Source organism: Capilliphycus salinus ALCB114379 (assembly GCF_047276495.1).
GTDB lineage: Bacteria > Cyanobacteriota > Cyanobacteriia > Cyanobacteriales > Microcoleaceae > Capilliphycus > Capilliphycus salinus.
Genome location: NZ_CP178543.1, coordinates 3,934,769 through 3,958,824 on the forward strand (window position 1 = coordinate 3,934,769; position 24,056 = coordinate 3,958,824).

Sequence of the window (24,056 nt, forward strand, 5' to 3'; positions counted from 1 at the left end):
AAGCAGATGAAAAAAACTCTAATTACAACCGGATTGATTTTAAACTATTTCTTTGCATTTCCCCTAAATGCCACACCTTTTAACCCGTTTACCAAAGTCGAATATGACCAAATTCGGCACGGAATGAGTTACGAAGAAGTGAAAGAAATTATGGGAGGAAATCCCGGAGAAAAAGATCGGGGTTTTCGCGAAAATTCCGGTCAAGAAGATTCTCCAGTTATGTATCATTGGATTAATCCCGATGGTTCATCAATTACGGTGGTTTTTAATGGGGAAAACCAAGTGATCAATTTGGGTTCTTATAATTTAACGCCTCCGTTGCACACCAATTTATCGAGAACAGAAGACAATCGATTGAGAAATTTATCTCAAAGTCCGATTACTATCGATTATTATAATAAACTGAAAATCGGGATGACCTATGATGAAGTGAAAACTATCATGGGTTCGGAAGGAAAAACAGAGCAAGAATTGTACAATAGTCAGGGCGAGAGTTCACAACGCCGCTATCACTGGTTAAACCCGGATAATTCTGGTATTATTGTTGTTTTTGATGGAGAAAATCGAGTTCGTTCGATTGTCACCCGCAACTTAAACGAGTATACAATCGGAGGAGATCCCGATGTCTCTCGAACTCCCGAAGGCCAGACCCTAGCCACCCGTCAACAGTATTATCAACTGCAAATGGGAATGACTTACGATCGAGTCAAATCGGTTATGGGTTCAGAGGGGACACCCAATCCTAATTTTAACCCGGATGGAGACGAAAATTTTAAAACCTCCTATGAATGGATGAATCCCGATGGAACCGGAATAAAGGTGGTGTTCAATACCGAGGATCAAGTCACAAAAATTTACGGTTTGGGTTTGGGTGTTGGATTAAGATATTAACTCGAAGCGTCTTGTCAAAAAAAACGGTTTTTATTAAAGACAGAACCCCAACAGGTGTTCAAGGTGTCAATAGTGCGGTATATTACCATAACAGTAGGGTAATGACTGCATTAAGGTGATTGCAACTCACCTTAAATCAATCCATTGCGAATGGGCGTGGAGTGGGTCACGAAATACTTGTCAATGCTGTTTAGATCAGTTGGGAGAAAAATCTCAATGAAACGATTAGGTCGTTTGTTAGTCCTAGTAGGTTTATTAATAAGTTGTTTGGGATGGACGGGACATCAGAATGCTTATGCAGCCAATTTGAGTGTGAATAAGTTACCTGTTGTTTCTCCCATTTTGGCAGTTGAACAACGAAGAAATCGTGCGGACGAAAAGTTAGGTCAATTTGGAGATAAAATCGATCTTAACAATAGTTCCATTCGAGAATTTAGACAATTGCGGGGGATGTATCCGACTCTCGCTTCGATGATTGTCGATCAGGCGCCGTTTGATTCGGTTGAGGATGTTCTGGAAATGGAAGGATTATCAGAGCGCCAAAAACAAATTCTCGAATCTCATTTAGATGAATTTACAGTCACTCCAGTCGCTTCTGTTTTACAAGAAGGAAACTTCCGTTTAAATACAGGAACCTACGACTAGACCGGCTGAAATTTTCAATTTCCATAGTTATCTGTAGACGACTCCCGTTATAGCCTGTCGGTTGTAACGGGAGCGATAAAAATCTCAGTTCATACCTAAATTCAATAATTGATAATTAATAATGGATAATGGATAATTACCTCGACCATTATGTATAGGATTGATAGAGAGGAAATAATTTTTCTTTTTTCTCCTTGAAAGGAGAGGTGTTCAACCTGATTAATTAATTATCAATTATCAATTGTCAATTATCCATTGATAAGACTTATTATAGCCGTCTGCATAGGAATGAGTACACTTAAGAAACCGGGTTTCTCTTACGAAACCGGGTTTTTTGGCATTATCGTGACCCAAAATTTGAATCCATGACCCATTTTGAACCCTTATCTGCTGCAAATCTACCCGATCATTTTGATGTATTGGTTGTGGGAGCGGGCGCCGCTGGTTTATACGCGGCTTTGTGTTTACCGACTCATCTCAATGTCGGTTTGGTCAATAAAGACATCCTTTCCCTCTCCGCTAGTGATTGGGCGCAGGGGGGAATCGCCGCCGCCGTTTCTAGCGATGACTCTCCGAAGCTTCATTTAGAGGATACCTTAAAAGCCGGAGCCGGTCTTTGCGAACGGTCGGCGGTTGAATTTTTGGTCTCTCGGGCGCCGGAATGTATTCATCGTTTGGTGGAAATGGGGGTCTTATTTGACCGACACGATCAAAATTTAGCCCTAACCTTAGAAGCGGCTCATTCTCGCCATCGGGTGCTTCATGCGGCGGATACGACCGGACGAGCGGTGGTCAGTATCCTCGCCGAACGGGTTCTCGAGCGCCAAAATATTCGGCTGGTTTGTCCGGCTTTTGCTTTAAACTTGTGGCTCGATCCCCAAACCCAACACTGTCTCGGTTTAAGTGTAATTTTTGACAGCCAAGTGCGCTGGATACGGGCCTCGGCGGTGGTGTTGGCTACCGGAGGGGGCGGACAGGTCTTTTCTCAAACCACAAACCCCAGCGTCAGTACCGGAGATGGCGTGGCGATGGCTTGGCGCTCGGGGGCGCTGTTGCGGGATTTGGAGTTTTTCCAGTTTCATCCGACGGCTTTGAAAATACCGGGAGCGCCTCGATTTTTGATCAGCGAAGCGGTTCGCGGAGAGGGCGCTCATTTAATTGATGAAGAAGGGAAACGGTTTGCGTTTGAGTATCATCCCGATGGAGAACTCGCCCCCCGAGATGTGGTCAGTCGGGCGATTTTTAATCATTTACAAAAAATGCGCTCGGAAGCGACCGCCAACGGTGAGAATGTTTGGCTGGATTTGCGTCCCATTCCCCCGGAAAAAGTTCGCTCCCGCTTTCCGAATATTATTCAAGTTTGTCAGCAGTGGGGGGTTAATGTGTTTGAACAACCGATTCCTGTTTCTCCTGCGGCTCATTATTGGATGGGCGGAATTGCGACAGATACTCACAATCAGACTTCGATTCCGGGTTTGTACGCCGTCGGGGAAACGGCTAGTACGGGGGTACATGGGGCTAATCGTTTGGCGAGTAATTCTCTGCTGGAATGTTTGGTCTATGGCGCTCAAGTCGGTGAACTGCAAGGCTTGAACGGTCAGAATTTAGATTTGCCTGTTTCTAAAGAAGTGATTAAATTTTCTGCCCCTTCGGATTGGCAAGAAGAATATGATAAAATTAAAGACATCAGAATTAAATTACCCGATCTCGTTTGGCAAAGTGCCGGGATTTGTCGGAATCAACAGATGTTAGATCGAGCGATTTCTCAAGTTGCAGCTTGGCGTCAAATGTTTCTCAATCTCGATTTGAGTCAAACTTTATTCAGTCTAAAACCGCAACAAACCCTGACGTTTGAACCGAGCAAAATTGATCCTCTCCAGTTAAGAACCTGGGGAGAAACTTGCAACTTGCTTGATATTGCCTATTTAATTTTAAAAAGTTCTGCTTTCCGACAAGAAAGCCGAGGCGGTCATTATCGTCAAGATTATCCTCATACGGAACAATCTTGGCAAGTTCACACTTTAGCCAAGCACGAGCAGACTTGGAAGGCGCCTGTTAGCCCCTAGCATTTCGAGAGTCCGAAGTGGTTCTGTTCGTCCTTAACGCGCTCCGCCAGTACCATTGGTGTTTGGCGGTTGTTCCTCTGCGGTTTGCAGAAAAGGACCGATCACGGGATCGAGATCGCCGCTTCTGACCTCTGAGGAATTAGACTCATTGGTTCGCGGTTCCGGTTGAAAGCGAGCTTGAGCCGTTTCTACTAGCGTAAACTGCACACCTGCAATCAGTGTAACAGCCGTTGTCAATCGAATAAAGCACCCCATGGAAGTTATACCTCTGATTAACTCAACTTACCCACAAGAATTATCAATAGGTTTTCCGTTGCTTTCAGTATATCAGTGTTTTTACGGATTGGTAAAAACTTAATTAATCCAATCGGTAATTTTTCCGCAAATATACGGAGAACCTTCCCCCTTCCCTGATCCTCGGTTGGGGGAGCGAGCGCTCTCACCCCGAAAAAATCCTTGTCAAATGGGTATTTGAGAGGAATTTTACCGAAAAACTCGACGATTGACTTGAGATCGAGCCGAAGGATCGTTATAATGGCAACAACCCCTAAAGGTAGAAGTACCCAACTGGTGATTCTACATCTTACCCACAATCTTACCCACACAAAACTTTCCCGATTTTTCGGGAAAAATGTTGTCAACAGTGGTCAACCCTGTTGTCCGTTTTTCTAATAGCTGATTGGGGTGGCGAAGTCTAAAAGGGAGTTCGAGACTGGTACTGTCGGGATCTAATTTCCGTTAACCGAATTGATGTTAGACGGAGTTGATGTAGCGGCGAACTGGTATCTATTTTTACCCAAACGTTTGGCTTGGTACATGGCATCATCAGCCTTTTGAATCAGAATCTCCAGATATTGAGTATCAAGAGGATAGATACTGATTCCAATACTGGTTGTCACCGATACCGTGTGTCCTTCCAATTCAGCCTGTTGATTAATGGTCTGAAGGATTTTTTCGGCGACTCTAGCCACATCCGCTTTTCGAGGAACCCCCGGTAAAATCACCGTAAATTCATCTCCTCCCAAACGGGCGACAGTATCGCTACTGCGTAAACAGGCGTTCAAGCGTTGGGCGACGGTTTTCAACAGCAAGTCACCGATATGATGCCCGAGTGTATCGTTAACAATTTTAAAATCATTTAAGTCTAAATAAAATAAAGCGACTAATTTATTATTATTTTTCGCCCATTCTAAAGATTGAGCCAGACGTTCGTGAAAGACTTTACGATTGGCCAAACCGGTGAGCGGATCTTGTTCGGCGTGAACTTTAAGTTGAGCATTATAATGTTCCAATTCCGCCGCAATTCGTTTGAGTTCTTCTTCTAAACGCTTGCGTTCGGTAATATCGCGAATCACACCGACTAAAAAGATATTTCCCGCTCCATCCCGATGAATCGAGCGCTTGGTCGCAATAAAATGAGTTTTACCTTGAGCATCGGTCAATTTTTCTTCGTTTTCCTGTTCTCCAACTACATAAAACGCCAGTTCATCTTGTTGCCAAACCAGATCGGCTTCGGGTTGGGGAAATAACTCATAATCCGATTTACTCATTAAAGTATTCATCGGATAACCCACCAACTTACAATAAGCTTGATTAATAACAATTTTCTGATGCTGTTTATTTTTAACATAAATCGGATCGGGAATCGTATTAATCACACTGCTCAAAAAATCCGTAGAGCGTTTAAATTCCCCTTGTAAATGAGCCAAATAGCCGACAACCACCGCCGCCGACCCCATCAGAGTCATTAAAGGAGGAACCACCGGAATCCACCATCCATAACAAAAAATCAGATAAGCACTCGCACTCAACCCCCCACCCAACAATAAAACCAAAGCCGTTGAGCGATAAGGCGCTCGCAACTTCCAACATAAACTCGCTCCCACCCAAGACCAGCCAAAAATCCACAACCACTCCACCGGATCTGACCAAACTTGAATGGGAGTTCGACCATCGAGAGCGGTACTGAGAATTTGGCTGACAAAATTTGCCATCAGTTCCACCCCATACATTTTTTCACGAGGTTGCAATAATCCCCCACTGTAGGAGGTGAAGTGAGTATCTTTCACGCTCGGAGCCGTCGGGCCAATCAGAACAATCCGCTCGCGGATTAAATCCTCGGGAACTCGACCTTCTAAGACTTCCGTCATCGAGACTCGACGAAAGTGATCGACCGGCCCGCGCAGATTGGCCAGAAATTGATAACCCCCCGCATCCGCCCGGACATAAGCGCCGTCATTTTTACGAAACCGGATAATGTTACCTTGTCCGACGGGAAAATTAGAAGCCGGTGCCAACGAGGGGAGAGGAACCCCTTGACTATTAAGATAAATCGTTGCTAATTTGAGGGGAAAGCTTTGAAGAATTAGATTGTCGGCGGGGAACCAAACATGAAGCAATCCCCGGCGCACCACCCCATCGGTGTCGGTCATAAAGTTATTGAAGCCGACCATCTGTTTTTCGGAGAGAACCGGAGGAGGATGAACGGCGCCTTCATTTCCGCTTTCAAAGGTTTCAATGCCCACGATATTGGGGATGGTTTCAAAGGCTTTGACTAATTCGGCGTGACCGGGTTCGGTGGGTAAATCTCGATAAAGATCGAGGCCAATGGCTCGGGGTTGGGCGGCATTGATTTTTTGGAGCAACTGAGCGAGTTTGTTATCGGGAATGGGGAAACCATAGGCTTGTAGGTCAGATTCATCAATTCCGATAATTAAGATCCGCTCCGAGGCAGGTTCTAACGGTCGCAAGCGAAAAAATAAATCCAGCACCGACCATTCTAGGGGTTGTAATAGCCCTAAAGCACGCATTGCAATTACCAGCGCTGCGATACTTGAAGAGGTCAAGATCACCCGACGTTGTTGGGAGAACCATTTCGTCAGGGGTATTGAGATGAGCTTGTATTGGCGAAGTTTTTCAACTCTTGTTCTCAGTATCCAAAGCAACCGTCTAGCTCCTGTGTTGATAATCTAACCCATTGAATCCAGGCATTAACGAGGTTGAGCTTTTGATAAACTCATGGGTGAATCTGGTGTGATGTGTCGAATCACAAAGAAGAGGGTTCTTCTGTTGAACACAAACACTCCCATAGTCAGATTCGGCTTGCTCAATTATACGGGTATAGAACAAGGTATCCAGGAACATTTGCCAGTCCAAAAGTGTTCCTGCACAAGTTGAAAACTTACGGGAAAGTAGATGTCTGCTCAATTCTTCTAATCGTTGACCCCTGACCTCACCGTAAGGGGGTTAACCGTCGTTGTCTTGACGATTTGCTACTGAGCGAATTTCACCCTAATTTTGAAAATCACGCCGTCCTTGATAACCCGATAAATCAGCCAATTTTTCGAGCGATGCGACACCGGGATAGAATTGACCGTTAATTTCCCAGGTTGGATATCCGGTTATTCCGGCATCTTTACAAAGCTGAGGTCGAGCATTGTTACCTTTGGCATCGCATTCTACATAATCAATAATAGCAAATGCTTCTTTCCCAAACAGTTGTTTTTGTTCGTAGCAGTGAGAACACCAATAAGCGCCGTATTCTTTGGCTTTGACTTGCTTGAGATGACGGGCGAGTTCAATTTCAGCAGGTCCGGATGTTGTGGTAATTTGGTACATCTCAGCGGGATTGCTGGCGGGAATAGAGGTCTGGGAACTGTTGATGCTGCTATAGATCCCCAAAACCCCAATGAGCGTGACCATACCAATGGTTAAACCGGTCAGCAACAGTTGTCCGAGATCTTCCCAGTCGTGACCCCAAATACTGAGAACAAACAAACTGACCGCAAATACAGCAGAAGCGATACAGTAAGGACACCACTCTCCTATCTCGAACACCATGATGTTCATCAGGTAGCCGCTAAACACGACCATCGCCGTGGACAGGGCAAACATCAGCAGTCGCGTTTGTTCTTCGAGATTGGCCCGCAGAGACTTTTGAGCATGAGGATCGACCAATAACGGGACAATGGCGATCGCTCCCATTGTTAGATAAGCCAGCAAACCAAACAGAGTCAGGGGTAAACCAAAAACACTCGCATAAGGGCTATTGAGAACTTGGTCGCACCCCGCCGTCGGACAAGCGGCCGAACCGCCCGTGAGTTTGACCCAAGTCAGATAGGCAGTCTCGACTGCACCGACGCTGGCGATCGCCGCCGTTATCGGGCGAGACCAACGATGAATCCAAGGATTAGAACGTTTGGCAATCATCACTTGATTTCCACTAGAAGGACTATCTATTTCGATCTTAGTGATTCGATCTCAAATTTGAGAAGTCCAACCCTTAGAATTGACTAAAATCCTCTCGTAACAGTGGAAATCTCTGGTTTACTCTGGCAGTTTTTGAGAACGGCGATCGCTGCAACTCGGAATTTTTCAGAGGGGAAACTCAGACTTTGGTTTGTCTAACTTCCAATTTTCCGGCTCGCAAGAGGCCGATAAACTGCGCTGCATCACTTCTACAAATTGCCGCACCCGACTGGGGTCGATCGGTTGGTCGATCCGTCCGTGTCGCTTGAGAGAACTCGAAACTATCACCCCATCGGCCGATTGAATCAATTTGGGGATATTTTCCCAATTGGCACCGCTGCCGATCAACAGGGGGGTCTGACCGCAGGCTTGGCGTGCGAGTTCGAGATCTTCCCAACTCGGCGGACTTCCGGTCGATACACCCGAGAGAATTATCCCATCGGCTAAAGCTCGTTCGATGGTTTCTTTGACCACCGCACTCAAATGGGCCTCACCCAAAGGAGTGGCGTGTTTCACCAAGACATCGGCTAAAATTTTGACATCGCTACCGAGTTCTCTTCGATAGCGCAGCAGGCGGTGGGCATTTCCTTCGATCAGTCCTTGATCGGTTGCCATCACTCCATTGAGGACATTAACGCGAATAAACTGCGCCCCCACACAGGATGCGATCGCCATCGCACTTTCGGCATCATTGCGTAATACATTTATGCCGATCGGTACCGTGACCAAGTTCATCAGCCGATGGACGATCAGGGTCATGGCGCTGACAATGGCCGGATTGACCCGATCTTTGGCAAAGGGAGCATCAAAAAAGTTCTCCACGATAATACCGTTCACACCGCCCGAGGCCAGGGCTGTGGCCTCCTGTTCGGCTCGATCCATCACTGTTTTGAGATTGCCTCCCCAACGGGGAGAGGTCGGTAGAGGGAGTAAATGTACGACACCAATAATCGGATTGGATGTTTGAAAAATTTCCTTTAAGTCCACAGGGTTTACCTTATACCACCTTTGATACTAAAAGCTACATCCGAGGCATTAAAGCCCAGGATTTAGGCGACAGTGGCAATTGAATAGACAACGGTTTGAGACGGTATACCATAAGATTTTATCGGTAACGGTGACACCATAACCAGGGTTGATTAAAATTCGCCAGTGGGAAGACCGTCATCAGTCCACACCTGAACGCTAACCGACCAACTGACCGGTGAACCGTAAAATTATAGGTTGGGGTTTGGGGTCTTCGGAGTTTTTAGTCGTTATTGAGTTCGGGAGGCAAATTCGTGAAAATTGTCCTGATTATATTAGCGGTTTTTCTAGGATTGCTCATTCTAGCTGAATTTGGGTTAAGAGTCATTTTTGGTTTTGGTCGTCCTTTAATTTATCAGGCCGATGAGGATATTGGGTATCTGTTGGTTTGCGATCAGAAAACTCGACGGTTTGGCAACCGCATCGAGATTAACCAGTATTCTATGCGAAGTTCCCCGATTACTCCCGTTCCCGACTCGACAACCTTAAGAATTTTGTTACTCGGTGATTCAATTGTCAATGGGGGATGGTGGACTGATCAATCCCAGATTATCTCGGAAATGCTCGCCCAACAACTTAACTCAACTTTCGATCAACAAACTCCCCCCCAAAAAATAGAAGTCCTCAATGTGGCGGCCAACTCCTGGGGGCCTCCGAACCAACTGGCTTATTTGCGAAAATTTGGCACTTTTCAAGCCGGGGGTTTAATCCTAATTATCAATACCGACGATTTATTTACCCAACCCCCCAACCCCCAAATTGTGGGGCGCGATCGCAATTATCCGGATCGCCAACCCCCGGCGGCTTTAGTGGAAGTCTTCAACCGTTTTCGTTCACCGGCACCACCGCCCCCGAGTTCTCCCCCAGCTAACGATCTGGTCGGGTATAATCTAGAAGCCATTCAAGAGATTCGGGCGATCGCGGCCAAAAACGAAATCCCCTTTTTATTGGCCATGACTCCCCTGTTGCGGGAAATTGGCAGTCCGGGTCCCCGCGATTATGAAATTAAGGCTCGCCAACGGTTAACCGAGTTGACTGAAAGCTTGCAAATCCTTTATATCGACTTTCTACCCCGGTTTAATTCCACTTGTGATCCCGAAACTTTCTATCGAGATCATATTCATCTGAGCGTTAAAGGCAATCAATTCGTCACCGACCAATTGAGTGAAAGCTGGCAAAAACAGTTAAAAATTCCAGTTGATCGTTAGGTTAAACTTTCGGTTCGCTGACAAACCCCCAACCGGAGAACTTCGCGATCGCCTTTGATCCCCCGACAAAAAAAAACCGATCATTCCCTTTTTGGATACTCTATAATTACGTGATACACTGCTCAATAGAACACCAGAGCAGTTTCGCTTGGGATAGCCAGGACTAGGGCCAATCCATCCTTTAACCCTAACCACCAGATGAGTATCTCGACCTCGGTACTGGCAGATTTGGTGCAAATTATGCCCCAACTGCGGCCTCAAATTTATTTTAAATCATCCTTAACGGCGCTCTCTCATGCGATGGAAGATCAGGTTTTAGCAGGAACCGATCGGCCTCTGGTGATCGCCACTTTTCAGCAAGAGCGTTTTTATCGGCAAGAGGCTCAACGCTATCGACGCATCGCTCAACGCAGCGATCAGGTCTACGTGATGGCCGCACCAGAAACGGAGTTTAAAAACTTGTCGAGCGATCAGGAAATGGTGGCTTTTGGGCCGGAAGACCCGTTGAGGCAAGAGTGGAATTTGGTGGTTCTCGGATCTCATTATTCGACGGGTTTGGCCTGCGTAGAACGGCAAAACTCGGCCAAAAATTCCCCGGTTCCCGAACAGTTGGCGATGGATCAGGCCCGACCTTTTGAGGGGATTTGGACCAGCGATCGCCAGGTGTGTATAAAGATCGCCGAACTGCTGCTAGAGCGAATTTTATATTATCGGCCCGAATTGAAGGAGAAAATCGAACAGGCCCTCAAGGTTTATGGTATTATTCCGCCCTCGGGAAAAAGTCGGAAATCTTCATCGAGTTCCGCGAAAAAACAACAGTCTTTGGCTCAAACGAACGGAAAATCTGATTTATCTGCTTCTCAATTTAGCGATGCCTTTGCTCACCGCCTGGTCACGTATTTACAAGCGGGTCAACACAAACTACTGCGAGTTTACCGTTCTCTAGCCGCACAGGAACGCAAAGAACGCTTGGTCAACTCGATCACCCACGCCATTCGACAATCTCTCAATCCCCAGGAAATTATTAAAGTCGCCACCCAGGAACTCGGGGAAGCGATGGGTGCCTGTAGATGTTTAATTTATCGCTGCAAGTCCACCGATGAAGTCGTTGTTATTAGCCAGGAATATCTGTGCTGTGACTCAACCGACGACTTGGGGAGCGGGGTAGACTCTTTAATCCAACAAACCTGGCCCCTGCAAAGTAATCCTCTGTTTCAAGCGGTGGTTAAACATCAAGATCGAGTGTATTTATCCGATACGTCTTTATCTGTAGAAGAGGCTGTAAACTCTCCAAAAAATCGCCATGTTTTGCCGGAATTGTTGAAACCGGAAGTGCAGAAAACCATCAAAAAACTCGCCGTTACTCGGCAGATTCGCGGCTGGTTAATGGTGCCGATTTTGTATCAGGGGAAATTATTGGGGATGGTCGAGTTGCATCAATGTTTGCCGGAAAGTAGCAGTTGGAAAGAAGACGAACTCTCCTTGGTCGATGCGATCGCCACTCAACTGAGTGCGGCATTAATTCAAGCGCAAACCTACGCCAATCTCGAAGATCTCAATCAGCAATTAGAAGCTTTAGAACGAACTCGGAGTAACTTAATTGCGATTACCGGCCACGAACTTCGCACGCCTTTATCGACGATTCAAGTCTGTTTAGAAAGCCTGAGCCAAGAACCGGATATGCCGCTAGAAATGCGACAAGTGATGTTAGAAACTGCCTTAACAGATGCGGAACGGTTAAGAAAATTAGTGCAGGATTTCTTGACGCTTTCTAATCTCGAAAGTGGGCGAGTAGATTGGCATCCAGAAACTTTACCGTTAAGAGAATGTGTGGATTTGGCAATTAGTGGGCTTCGTTCCCGTTTTGCGGATCGGGTTTTACCGGAAATTGACACGGAAGTTCCCGACGATTTACCGTTAGTTAAAGCGGACGGGGAATGGTTAGTGGAATTGCTCTCAAAATTATTAGATAATGCTTGTAAGTTTACCAGTCCTGAAGGTAAAGTAACCATTCGAGCCAAACGCAACGGCAATCAAATGTTAGAAGTGACGGTAGCCGATACCGGACGGGGGATCGAACCGAACCGTTTAGAGGCGGTTTTCGATCGCTTTTATCAAGAAGAAGGTTCCCTCAGGCGCACCGTTGGGGGAACGGGTTTAGGATTGGCGATCGGTAAACAAATTGTTACCGGTTGGGGCGGAGAAATTTGGGCAAACTCTCCGGGAAAAAATCAAGGCAGCCAGTTTCATTTTACCGTTCCTTTTGTCGAAGTAGAATCAGAAGTAAATAATTAAAAAACAGGTGTCGGGTTTGTCGGGGAGAGAGGGTGCAGGGGGAGGTGGGGAGGAAAGAACTCAGAACTCAGAAGTCAGAAGTAAGCCCTCGCGCGCGTACAGGAGTTCAGGAGAAACTGTTTACTGACTACTGTTATCACTGGTGACTGATAACTGATAACTGATAACTGTAAACTGCCCCTTGCCCCTTGCAAGAGTGCTAAACTAATTCACGGGTAGGGAGATTGTAAATTCAGTTCCCACACCCATTTCTGAATGAACGCTGATGCTACCTTGATGTTTTTCTACTACAATTTGTTTGGCGATCGCCAAGCCCAACCCCGTACCTTTTCCGACGGCTTTTGTAGTAAACAAGTGATCGAATATTTTAGCTTTCACCTCTTGGCTCATTCCTTTACCATTATCAGCAATTGAGATTTGAACCCGATTATTTTCAAATAATGTTGTCACGGTAATTTGATTAGGATTCGCTTTCATCTCATCCACAGTTTTTCCTTCATTACTTTCTTCTAACGCATCAATCGCATTGCTCAAAATATTCATAAAAACCTGATTCAACTGTCCGGCATAACATTCAATTTGCGGCAAATAACCATAATTTTTAATCACCGGGATTTCCGGGCGTTTTTCCTTCGCTTTGAGGCGATGTTTGAGAATCATAATTGTACTATCAATCCCCTCGTGAATATTGTAAGCAACGGGATAATCTTTATCCGCACGGGAGAAAGTTCTAAGGCTAGTGCTAATCTCTTGAATCCGCTTAACGCCTTCCCGCATTGAACCGACTAAGTTGGGTAAATCTTCCCGAATATAATCCAATTCAATCGCTTCGATTTCTTCCTCAACTTCCGGGTCTAATTCGGGATATTTTTCTTGAATTAAATCGAGCAATCCAAATAAATCCGTGAGATAATCTAGAGCGGGTTGAATATTACCCCCGAGAAAACCAAGGGGATTATTAATTTCGTGGGCGACCCCGGCAACTAAATTACCAAGCGCCGACATTTTTTCACTTTGAACAATTTGTAATTGAGCCTGTTGTAAATCCTGCAATGCCTGTTGTGCGGCTTGATAAAGACGGGCATTTTCTATCGAAATTGCAGCTTGAGCAGCCAGCAGATTTAACACATCTACTCGTTCTGTCGTAAACGCCCCCACCGTTAGATTATTTTCCAAATACAAAATCCCAATTAACTGCCCTTGATTCAAAATCGGGCTACACAAAACACTTTTTGGCTGACGTTTTTGGAGATAACTATCGCCGATCAACTGAGGATGAATTCGCGCATCCGCGAGTACCACAGGAGTCAAATTGCGCTTAACCTGATTCACGACAGCCAGGGGGATATCTTCACTCGAAGATAGGGGAATAGAGGGTAATTGTTGCGGTTGTTTCCCCGACTCTAACAAACCGACTAATTTCAACTCATTCTCTTGTTTGAGAAGCAACACACATTTATCCGCCCCCGCATTCGCCACCACTATTTCTAACAACATTGTTAGCAGTTTATCGAGTTCAATTTCTCCAGAAATCGCCTGAGAAGCTTTCAGCAAAGTTGCCAAATCTATCGCTTCACAAATGCTGGTAGAACTGTGAGTCGAAGTAATCTTTCCTCGGGTGTTACTAAATCTTACCGTCGGTATTGTTTCTTCAAATAAGTCAGTCGGGCGAGGTTGTTGCAGGATGGGGGCGAGAAGTTGGGGATAACGTATTTCTAAATCAATCACTTTCGCCAAAGCTTCCCAACGAGAATAACAATAGTAAGCTGACTGCATATAGCCGCTCGCGACTTTTTCTTTACCCCAATTCAAATAAAATTTAGCAGCCAGTTCGTTTGCCAATCCTTCCTCTTGAACATAACCGTTTTTATTCGCCCCTTCAATTGCCAAATCATAAAACTCTATAGCTTCCGTTTTGCAATTGAGAACCCGATATTTTTCAGCTTCAACTAAATAATATTTGTGCAAGTAATTCATCGGACCATAATCGGCCCATTCTTTCAACTTCGCTTGATTTTCTTGGATTCGCTGCCATCGAGAGTCCGACTCCGCTATCAATTCGGGAAGACTGGCCACCACCGTCAAAGAATCATAAAAATAGAAGACGGGTTCAACAATATTTCCAATTCCCCCGGCTAAATACTGTCGATTTTGAGCGGCATCGTGTTCGGCTTTGGCAAAATTTCCCAACCAATAATTCAATGTAAATCGATACAGATAAAAGTAGGATAATCGATAAAAATCATTCGATGCTTTGGCTTGATCCAAGACTTTTTCTTCATAGGAATCTTGACGCAAAGGAACCTGATTTTCTGACTCGCCTTCTGGCTCACCCAAAAGAATTTGAGCCGCTTGCCAGTAAGCCAAAACACAGTTAGCCGCCGTGAATTGGTTGAAGTCGCACAACTGTTGATAATAAGCGCTAATTTGGGGTTCAAGTTCGGTAAGCGGTTGACCGCACCAATAGGCATTTAAGCAGTACAATTGTGCATCATAGCCCATAAATTCTAGATTGCCCGTTTCCAATCCGGTTTGATATCCATCTAAAAGAATGGGCAGCGTTTCTTTTAGATGAGTCGTCCAATGACCCACATATCCTCCCATTAACAACGCTGTTGCCGGTCGAATATTTTTAGCACCCATTTCTGAGGCGAGTTTGTATCCCAATTGCCCAAACTGAGTGACCTTTGTCATGTCTGACCACAGCATCCGAAGTTGGAAGGCGTAACCCGCATAACAATAGGCGGAAACCGGACTATTTCCAAATAGAATTGACAGCTTGACTTGCAGCGCCACGATGAGAAAATAAAGCTTTGAACCGGTCATATAACAAACCGGCGTCAGGCGAGCCGCATTTTGCATAATCGCCAATTGTTGGGGATCGGTCATTGCCGGCAGATGAAAGAATGACTCAATTGAGCGATTCTTAATTAACCCATCAATTTCTTGTTTGATCGGCCGAATATCTTCTAGAGTTGGATTGTCTGGCAGGTTCACGCCTAACATTTGAAAGACCGATTGACCGATAGCAATTGCCTCTAAAAATTGATTTCGGGCGACCATTGCCTGAATTCTAACTTGATAAACTTCCACCCGTTCTAAAGGCGTTTTTGCATGATAAATTACCGCTTCAATCCACCGATCCATCTGCTCAAAATCCCCAACCAAAAAAGCAACTTCGGCCGCTAAATTGTGCAAAGATAGGGTCATTTCATACTGCCTAGCCCAAGCGTTTTCTCCGAGCAATTTCAGCCCGACGGTGGCATATTCCTGGGCGGCTTGATAAGCGGTGGCGGCTCTCGCTTTTTGGCAAGCATTCAGGTTGAGTTGTGCGAGTTCGTCTTTTTCTTGTTGTTTCTCAACCCGTGTAATTCCGTAGTTTAACTGATTGACGAGTTCAAAAATGCGTTCTTCTCGGGCTTCGGGCGAAATTTTTTGTAGCAGCAATTGACCGATTTGATAGTGAGCAACTGCCCGTTTGGTTTCTGGAATTAGGGTGTAAGCGGCTTGTTGAACGCGGTCGTGCAAAAATCGATAATCAACGGTGTAAGATGTGTTTGTTGTTAGGTTCTGTTGCGTTCCCACATAAAATTTATACACTTCACTTTGGGGGAGAATTAACCCTTCTTGTAGCGCTTTCCACAATGCTGTCGCGGTTTCAGTTTCGGAACTCTCAGAAACAATTGCCAATGTGCTTAAATCGAACTGATTGCCGATGCAAGCTGCTAATTTTAAAACCTGTTGGGTTTGTGTCGGGAGTTTCTGCAACTGTTGAGCCATAAATTCGACGACATCATCGGTTAGTGCAGCAGAGCGAACTTGGGTAATATCACACTGCCAATATCCGGCTTTGGCGTCAAATTCAATTAACCTATCCTGATGCAATGCTTTGAGAAATTGAGTGGCAAAAAACGGGTTTCCCTTGGTTTTTTGATACACTAATTCTGTCAGGGGTTGGGCGATTTCATCCGTGCAGGTTAGGGTATCTGCAACGAGATGATTTAAACTGGTTGGGGTTAGGGGTGTTAATGTAATGGTGTTGGGAATTACCCCGGTTTTGCTGATTTCATCGAGGGTTAATATTAAGGGGTGGCTGGCTGAGACTTCGTTGTCTCGATAGGCTCCAATGAGTAATAAATAGCCAAGCTCGGACTCGCCCATGAGCAACTGAATTAATTTCAGCGAAGCCGAATCTGCCCACTGTAAATCATCCAGAAACAGGACTAAAGGATGCTCTTTTGTGGTAAAAACCGAGATGAATTTTTGGAAGAGTAAATTGAAGCGGTTTTGAACGGCAGCACCCGATAATTCCGGCGCCGGAGGTTGTTGTCCGATAATGCGTTCTAGTTCGGGAATGACTTCAATTACAACCTGACCATTTTCTCCGAGAGCCTCAAGTATTTTGGTTTTCCAAATTTGGAGTTCGGCGTCGCTTTCACTGAGCAATTGTCCCATTAAATCGCGGAAGGCTTGGACAAATGCCGAAAAGGGAATATTGCGTTGAAATTGGTCGAATTTACCTTTGATAAAGTAGCCCCGTTGTCTAACAATGGGTTTATGAACTTCGTTAACTACTGCGGTTTTACCAATCCCTGAAAAACCCGCCACTAGCATTAATTCGGATGTGCCATCGGCAACGCGATCAAAAGCCGTTAGTAGGGTTTTAACTTCGGTTTCTCGTCCATAAAGTTTTTCTGGAATGATAAATCGGTCGGCAATATCTCGCGTTCCCAGTTCAAAAAACTCGATTTTACCTGTTTGTTGAACTTGGGTTAAACAGTGTTCTAAATCAAATTTTAATCCCAATGCGGTTTGATATCTATCTTCGGCATTTTTTGCCATTAATTTCATCACAATATTTGAAAGAACCTGTGGGAATTCTTCCGGGTTTTCTAAGGCTTCACTCTTCCCTAATGCCTCTTGCCTTTTGCCTAACTCGTTCGGCATTTTTGCAATATGATAATGCACTAATTCGATTAAATCATTGGATTGAAAGGGTAATTCCCCCGTGAGTAATTCGTAGAACGTTACCCCCAAAGAATAAAAATCCGTCCGATAATCAATTCCTCTATTCATTCTTCCGGTTTGTTCGGGAGAAATATAAGCCAGTGTTCCTTCTAACACATTGGGATTGATTAACGTTTGGGTTTCTCGGGGAAGTAGAGATGCTATACTAAAGTCAATCAGTTTAACTTGTTTGGTTTCGGGATGAATTAAGATATTACTGGGTTTAATATCTTTATGAATAATTCGCTCCCGATACAAGATTTCTAGGGCATCACAGAGGGAAATTGCTATTTTTAAAAAGTCTTGTAGCGATGTTAATTTTCCCGCAGTTTCCCATTCTTTTAAGGAAATTCCGCCAAAGTCTTCCATCACCAATACATAACTATTTTTGTAGGATTCTAGGCTATAGGTTTTGATAATCAGGGGTGAATTGAGATTTTTGGCAATGGTATATTGATTGCGAAACTGTACCAATTCGTTAAAACTGGGATAGGGATTGTTTAGCAGTTTAATGACTACAGGTAACTGGTCAACATGACGAATAGCCCGATAAACTAATGTTCGACTCCCCGAATAAACAGTTTCGGTGATTTCATAGCCGGGAATTTGAATCGTTGTATTGAGATTGGGGTTTTGAGAGAGGTTCTTCATTGTTATCATTGTTTTAAAATTCTTGATTAGTTCGTTTTTTTGGGCTTGTCAAGAACAATTTACTTTTCTTTATATTTGTTGGGAGCAAGCAATAATAAATTTTGTTCCTTCTCCTAGTATAGAGTGAACCGGAATCGAACCGCCATATTTTTCGACGAGAATAGACGATCGCGATCGCCAACCCCAACCCCGTTCCTTTTCTGACATTCCTATGTAGAAAATATCGATTTTTTGCCGTTCGACGGGTAAAACTTGACTCGGTTCGCGATCGCGATCAATAATAAATATGGTTGTTCAGTAGTTATTCTGCGGGAAGTTGAGGAGTTTTGATTGAAGCTAAACAGATGATTTCTTGAACATCAATTGAGAATTGGTTCAAGATTAAATCTAGCCGTTCTCATCTTGGTGAGGTACAAAACTTTATGCTTTAGGCAAGAGGCAGTTTACAGTGATCAGTCATTAGTTATCAGTTATTAGTACCATGCTACTGTTGACTTTTTATCTGATTTCCGCCCCATTTTTGCTCGCCGTTTGTTCATCGGACGCCCCCCAACTGCATAACTCCAACCCCCCCAAAAATAGGTTAAAAGTGAAGTAATACCATTTCTCTAAAGTTGAGATACAGATGATTGGGCTCAAACCCTTAGCCTATATACTTCTGACGACTGACATCACGACTTCTGACTTCTGCGATCGCGCTATAACATCTACCCCAAGGGAAACTCCCATGCTGAACCCGAAAGCCCTAACCCTGGCGGTGGTAATTGGTGTGTTGAGTCCGATTCTACCCCCAAACGTTCTCTCTGAGTCGCCTGTTCTCGCCCAAACTCAACAGCAACACCAAGCCGAAGCCAACCGCGTTATCTCAATGAAACCGCCATTATCCGGTTTACTGAAATGTTCTTCTCAAGCAATTTGCTAGACTAACAATGAATCAAATTAGTTGGGAGTTTATTAATGTATTCCAAACCCTTTAGCCAACTTTTTAAAGCTTACTTAATCATATTAAGCACAACTTTTTTTATATTAGAGTTTACTCAAAAACCTGTTGATGGACAGTCTTTGATTGCCGAAATATCTGAAGCGAACTACAACTTATGCGATCAACTTCCTCAAAGTTCAAAGTTAACTTCTGAGTTTCAAGCGAATAATCCCCAGTTGAGTGAAGCACAACGCCTCAACGAAGAAATCGAACAGTTATTTAACCAGGGTTTGTATGCCAGAGCAATTTCTGTAGCCGAACGCATTTTATTAATTTATCAGAAAACTCTGGGGGATAATACTCTCGAAGTTGCAACGATTCTCACTCGACTGGCTAGTTTAAATTCTAGAGTTAATAATATAGAGAAGGCGGAGGCTTTTCTGAAAGAAGCGTTGAAAATTCGCGAGTCAATCCTGGGAGCAGATCATCCCGCAGTCGCTCGCATTATAAATGGTTTAGCAGAGAACTATAAAAAACAAAAAAAATATTCCGAATCCGAATCTCTTTATAAGAGAGCTTTATCAATCTATGAAAAAAATTGTGGAGAACATCTTTTGGTTGTCGTTACTTTGAATGACTTGACTCTTCTATACATCGATCAAAGACGATTTGAGGAGGCCGAGTCTATCTCGCAAAAAGCGCTGAAGATTTATGATAAAATTCCTAAACACGAGATGTTGATCGATTCTTTCTTTCTAAGCTCTATTGAAAACAATATTCTCAACAGCTTGGCGGTTATTTCCTTAATTAAAAAAGACTATAATCAAGCTACTTCACTTTTCATGCAGGTGATAGAAAACTATCAGCAGGAACAGAGAAATGAGCATCCTGAGTTAGCAATTGCTCTAAATAATTTAGCCTTTTCACAACTCGCTCAAGGAGATGTAGAGCTTGCACTAACTTCTTTAACCCGAGGAATGGATATTGAAGAGAGGAACCTCAGTCTAAACCTAACGATTGGTTCTGAGGAAGAAAAGCAAGCTTATATGAATACATTTACAGATACAACTTATAGGGCAATTTCTCTTCATTTCCAAAAGGCACCAGATAGTCAGGATGCTGCTCGCCTCGCACTAACAACTATACTACGGCGTAAAGGTCGTGTTCTGGATATAATGGCAAATAGTATCGGATTACTTCGTGAAACTTTGACTTCCGATCAGCAACGTTTATTCGATCAACTCGAAGAATACCGCAAGCGGCTGGCGATGTTGAAATTCAATTCAGTTCCATCTTTAAGCCTCAGTCTGATCGAAGAGTTAGAGGCTCAGGAGAAAGAATTGGAAGGGAAACTTTTGCAGCAAAGTGCTGAATTTCGTGCGGAAGCGCAGCGGGTAGAAATTCAGGATATACAACAACTCATTCCCTCGAATTCTGCATTGGTTGAACTGGTGCATTACCAATCTTTTGATGCCAGAGCAACCCCCGATCAACGGTGGGGAAATTTTCGGTATGCCGCCTATATTTTGATGTCAAATGGACAGGTTCGTTGGGTGGATTTGGGAGAAGCCGAAGCGATTCATTCTTTAATGTATTCATTTAGGAGAGCTTTATCTCGAAGCAGTGCGATGTCCGGGGAAACCTCTTTAATCTCAGAAGCTGCCCGGACTTTAGATGAGAAATTAATGCAGCCCATTCGTCAACAACTGGATGAAAATATTCGCCACCTTCTTCTCTCCCCCGATGCGAGACTCAACCTGATTCCATTTGCAGCTTTAATGGACGAACAGGGTGAGTATTTGGTCGAAAACTACACCTTGACCTATTTGACTTCTGGGCGGGATTTACTCCGCCTACAAATTGATAATTCTGCCCAACAACCTCCTGTTATTATTGCCAATCCAAACTTTGAAGATAGAGGCGATCCGGGGTCTAGAAATTCCCTCGTTCAAACCCGCAGTAGCAACTTGGTTTCTAGAGGAATGAGAGCATCGTATAAACCCCTACCCGGCACCAAAAAAGAAGCCCAAGCCATCAGAAATTTGCTACCCAATGCTATTGTGCTGACGGAATCTCAAGCCACCGAGAATGCCATTAAAGCTGCAATATCTCCTCAGATTTTACACCTTGCCACTCACGGTTTTTTTCTACCTGGCGATCGCGATCGGCGTCCGGAAAATCCTCTACTCCGTTCAGGTCTGGCTCTGGCAGGCTACAATCAACGCAGTAGCGGGGGTGAGGACGGAGTGTTAACGGCTCTGGAGGTTGCCAGCTTGAATCTGCGGGGAACTCAACTCGTTGTCCTGTCTGCTTGTCAAACGGGTCTGGGAGAGATCGCGCGCGGAGAAGGAGTTTATGGATTTGGAGAGGGAGTTTATGGGTTGCGACGAGCTTTCGTCATTGCAGGGGCAAGAAGTCAACTCTCTAGTCTCTGGGATGTCGATGACTTCGCAACAAAAGAACTCATGGAAAAATATTACCAGCGTTTGATCGCAGGCGAAGGAATGTCTCAGGCATGGCGACGGACTCAGCTTGAGATGTTGCGAAGCAATAAATATCAACACCCTTACTATTGGGCAGCGTTTATTTTATCCGGTGACTGGACAGAAATTTCTCAACCGGGACTCCTAACTTCTCGATTTGAATTGAGTCAAAATCCCTAGCAAATATGGGTTGGTCTTAAGGTTTTATAGTCTAGCAATTCTGACTACCCATTTCTTTCAGCGTTGCATGAGGGATATCTAGTCCATTAAGCCGACGATTTTGATTGATAAATGAAGTAAATTTTGAAGAAACTTTGGTCGGTAGTTTGCTCACAAAATCGCTGGCAAAACTTATCAATCTATTCCAGGTTTCATTAATAAAAGACAAATCCGATGAATTCATATTTTCTCCTTTATCAATAATATTCTCTGGAGGATTTCCAACTTCGTTGATTTCTTCTAAGGATTCCGAAACACTTTCATTTCCAGAACTAATGACTCCGGTTGGAAATTGATTGGGGTGGAAAATAGTATTAGGTTGATTAACAGTAGTAAACTCATTATTGAAATGGTCATTGATCTGACCACCTATTACTCGTTCATTTAAAGAGCCATTGATCTGACCACCTATTACTACTTCACCTGTTAAGGTATCACGTTCTGGTAGCTCCAAATCAATAGGGGAGAAGCCTGGAACAACACTAGCAAAATCATTATAGGGAACAGGATCAGGATTCTCATTACTGATTGGGGTAATATCAATATCTTCCAAGCCGGAGGAAACAATAGAATTAAAATCTTGGGAATTGTCATCAAAGCTGCCCGAGGTAAAATTAAAATTAAAATCTGAGAAATTGTCATCAAAGCCAGGGAAAGTACCCGCGATCTTTTCCGTATCGTCAAAGAAGTTCATAACACTCAACACCTATCTAAGTTTGCAAAAGCAGTAAGCTGTTAATCACTTAAATAACATCGAGCATAAGCCCGAAACCTTTATAGTGCAAGCGTCTCGCTTGCTGGACCTATGCAATATAAATGAGTAACAGCTTAAAACTGCGCTATCTACTCAAACTTATTTCTTGCCCTATCTCACTTATGCAGTTTTTGGTGTAAATTACTTGGGAAAATTCATTTCAAGGCGGACAAAACCAAACAGAGAGGCGGGTTTCAGACGTTTGAGCGGTTTTTCTTTGATCTGAACCCATCCCTCTGTTCAGAGCATCCTACTGGCAAAGTTGATCGATAGTGGAAGCGAGCAGAGCTTTCAAATCCTCCGAAGGAGATTCCATCGACAGGACTTCTTGCCAAAACTCTAACCAAAGGTTTTGACTGGCAAAAAAATCAGCCCGACGCAATTTAGCTGCATCTCCGGTAATATTTTCTGCGGTTAATTCTTGTTCTAATTGTTGTAATTCTTGAACAATTGAGTCTCGCTCTTGAGCGGTCATCACCGTGAACTCAACGGGTAAGTATTGATCATATTCACCCGAAGGATTATTAGAAAAATACCACTCGTAGATTTGACCGGGCTGAAGATCAGTTTCGACAGTCACTTGATATAATTCAAGAGTATTTGAAGATAGGGATTCCACTTTATTTCTAGAAGAAGTTCTTTGATTCCAAAGATCGGTTCTACTGTCAAGCTCTCGAATTTCCAGTTTGGTGATTTCTCCACTCCAGGTTAACGTGGGGCGAATATTCCAAACTTTTAAAGCACCCAAATTGTTGGGAGCAATCGGACAAATATCATCATCGCCTCTGGTTCCTGCTTCTCTATCATTTCCTTTCGGTTCGGTGGGCGGTTCGCTGCTTTCAAAAAAACGACGCCAGAAGGCTGTTGACGAATCCTGTGCTAAGGCTGGAAAGACAAGATAAAAAGAGAAAGAAAAGGAAAACAGTAAGCCCAAAAATTGCGGAAAATTATTCGGTTTAGGCTGATTTTTCATTGATGATACCCCCATAACTTTTGCTTAGGAATTATATGGTGACAGAACTTGCTTCAGTGGCTTTTTAGTTTTTAAAACCTATTGCCACAAACTATCGACTACCACCACCTCCCTCACCCTCTTTTCCTTTCGGTTCGGTGGGCGGTTCGCTGCTTTCAAAAAAACGACGCCAGGAGGCTCCTGCTTCTCTATCATTTCTTTTCGGTTCGGTGGACGGTTCGTTGCTTTCAGGAAAACCACGCCAGGACGGTGTTGATGAATCCTGTGCGAAGGCTGGAAAGACAAGATAAAAAGAGAGAGAAAAGGAAAACAGTAAGCCCAAAAATTGCGGAAAATTATTCGGTTTAGGCTGATTTTTCATTGATGATACCCCGATCAATTTTGCTTAGGAATTATATGGTGACAGAACTTGCTTCAGTGGCTTTTTAGTTTTTAAAACCTATTGCCACAAACTATCGACTACCACTATCACCCCCACCTGCTTCGCCCGGACTTCCTCCGGGTTCGGTAGGCGGTCCGCTGTTTTGAAAAAACTTACGCCCCTGTGGTGAGTCCTCTGCTAAAGCGATTTGAGAATTGACGGTTAAAGCCGAAAGCAGAACAACGGAACTAATAAAAATAGAACCAACTCGAACTAGCGCGATCGCCGAGTAAAGTTTCATTGGAAA

The 24,056-nt window shown here is 44.1% G+C and carries 17 protein-coding genes; 7 read left to right on the plus strand and 10 right to left on the minus strand.

Annotated elements, in window-relative coordinates; translation table 11 throughout:
* Positions 1–6 precede the first annotated feature (6 nt).
* The 3 genes from ACL6C3_RS16370 (at position 7) to nadB (ending at position 3,602) form a co-directional block, all read left to right on the plus strand.
* Entirely contained in the window at positions 7–891 is an 885-nt protein-coding gene (locus ACL6C3_RS16370) for a hypothetical protein (protein ID WP_413159997.1), read from the plus strand.
* A 216-nt stretch (positions 892–1,107) separates the two neighbouring features.
* Positions 1,108–1,536, plus strand: a complete 429-nt coding sequence (psbU, locus tag ACL6C3_RS16375) for a photosystem II complex extrinsic protein PsbU (RefSeq protein WP_413159998.1) — start codon at positions 1,108–1,110, stop codon at positions 1,534–1,536.
* 365 nt (positions 1,537–1,901) lie between these two features.
* Complete coding sequence (nadB, locus tag ACL6C3_RS16380) at positions 1,902–3,602, plus strand: L-aspartate oxidase (protein WP_413159999.1); 1,701 nt, start codon at positions 1,902–1,904, stop codon at positions 3,600–3,602.
* 33 nt (positions 3,603–3,635) lie between these two features.
* On the opposite strand, the gene ACL6C3_RS16385 is transcribed toward nadB, so the two are convergent.
* The 4 genes from ACL6C3_RS16385 to btpA form a co-directional block, all read right to left on the minus strand.
* Positions 3,636–3,857 (minus strand): hypothetical protein, encoded by a 222-nt coding sequence (locus ACL6C3_RS16385; RefSeq protein ID WP_413160000.1) that lies wholly within the window; start codon positions 3,855–3,857, stop codon positions 3,636–3,638.
* A gap of 473 nt (positions 3,858–4,330) precedes the next feature.
* Entirely contained in the window at positions 4,331–6,454 is a 2,124-nt protein-coding gene (locus tag ACL6C3_RS16390) for a CHASE2 domain-containing protein (RefSeq protein WP_413168346.1), read from the minus strand.
* 439 nt (positions 6,455–6,893) lie between these two features.
* Positions 6,894–7,811, minus strand: coding sequence for a vitamin K epoxide reductase family protein (locus ACL6C3_RS16395; protein ID WP_413160001.1), 918 nt, complete (start codon positions 7,809–7,811; stop codon positions 6,894–6,896).
* Positions 7,812–7,976: 165 nt separating this feature from the next.
* A complete protein-coding gene (gene btpA, locus ACL6C3_RS16400) occupies positions 7,977–8,837 on the minus strand; it encodes a photosystem I biogenesis protein BtpA (RefSeq protein WP_413160002.1) in 861 nt (286 codons plus the stop codon).
* 293 nt (positions 8,838–9,130) lie between these two features.
* On the opposite strand from btpA, the gene ACL6C3_RS16405 reads away from it, so the two are divergent.
* Positions 9,131–10,084 (plus strand): SGNH/GDSL hydrolase family protein, encoded by a 954-nt coding sequence (locus ACL6C3_RS16405; RefSeq protein ID WP_413160003.1) that lies wholly within the window; start codon positions 9,131–9,133, stop codon positions 10,082–10,084.
* Between the two features lie 198 nt (positions 10,085–10,282).
* Positions 10,283–12,379 (plus strand): DICT sensory domain-containing protein, encoded by a 2,097-nt coding sequence (locus ACL6C3_RS16410; protein WP_413160004.1) that lies wholly within the window; start codon positions 10,283–10,285, stop codon positions 12,377–12,379.
* 204 nt (positions 12,380–12,583) lie between these two features.
* On the opposite strand, the gene ACL6C3_RS16415 is transcribed toward ACL6C3_RS16410, so the two are convergent.
* On the minus strand, positions 12,584–18,037 hold the full coding sequence (locus tag ACL6C3_RS16415; RefSeq protein WP_413160005.1) for an AAA family ATPase: 5,454 nt from the start codon (positions 18,035–18,037) through the stop codon (positions 12,584–12,586).
* 69 nt (positions 18,038–18,106) lie between these two features.
* Complete coding sequence (locus ACL6C3_RS16420; RefSeq protein WP_413160006.1) at positions 18,107–18,244, minus strand: hypothetical protein; 138 nt, start codon at positions 18,242–18,244, stop codon at positions 18,107–18,109.
* A gap of 418 nt (positions 18,245–18,662) precedes the next feature.
* Here ACL6C3_RS16420 and ACL6C3_RS16425 point away from each other — a divergent pair, with 418 nt between their 5' ends.
* Both ACL6C3_RS16425 and ACL6C3_RS16430 read left to right on the plus strand, forming a co-directional pair.
* On the plus strand, positions 18,663–18,959 hold the full coding sequence (locus tag ACL6C3_RS16425; protein WP_413160007.1) for a hypothetical protein: 297 nt from the start codon (positions 18,663–18,665) through the stop codon (positions 18,957–18,959).
* 35 nt (positions 18,960–18,994) lie between these two features.
* Positions 18,995–21,622, plus strand: a complete 2,628-nt coding sequence (locus ACL6C3_RS16430) for a CHAT domain-containing protein (protein ID WP_413160008.1) — start codon at positions 18,995–18,997, stop codon at positions 21,620–21,622.
* Between the two features lie 31 nt (positions 21,623–21,653).
* On the opposite strand, the gene ACL6C3_RS16435 is transcribed toward ACL6C3_RS16430, so the two are convergent.
* From ACL6C3_RS16435 to ACL6C3_RS16450, 4 genes are all read right to left on the minus strand, one after another.
* On the minus strand, positions 21,654–22,355 hold the full coding sequence (locus tag ACL6C3_RS16435) for a hypothetical protein (RefSeq protein ID WP_413160009.1): 702 nt from the start codon (positions 22,353–22,355) through the stop codon (positions 21,654–21,656).
* Positions 22,356–22,665: 310 nt separating this feature from the next.
* Positions 22,666–23,388, minus strand: a complete 723-nt coding sequence (locus ACL6C3_RS16440; protein ID WP_413160010.1) for a hypothetical protein — start codon at positions 23,386–23,388, stop codon at positions 22,666–22,668.
* 91 nt (positions 23,389–23,479) lie between these two features.
* On the minus strand, positions 23,480–23,749 hold the full coding sequence (locus ACL6C3_RS16445; protein WP_413160011.1) for a hypothetical protein: 270 nt from the start codon (positions 23,747–23,749) through the stop codon (positions 23,480–23,482).
* Positions 23,750–23,840: 91 nt separating this feature from the next.
* Positions 23,841–24,050, minus strand: coding sequence for a hypothetical protein (locus ACL6C3_RS16450; protein ID WP_413160012.1), 210 nt, complete (start codon positions 24,048–24,050; stop codon positions 23,841–23,843).
* Between the last annotated feature and the right edge of the window lie 6 nt (positions 24,051–24,056).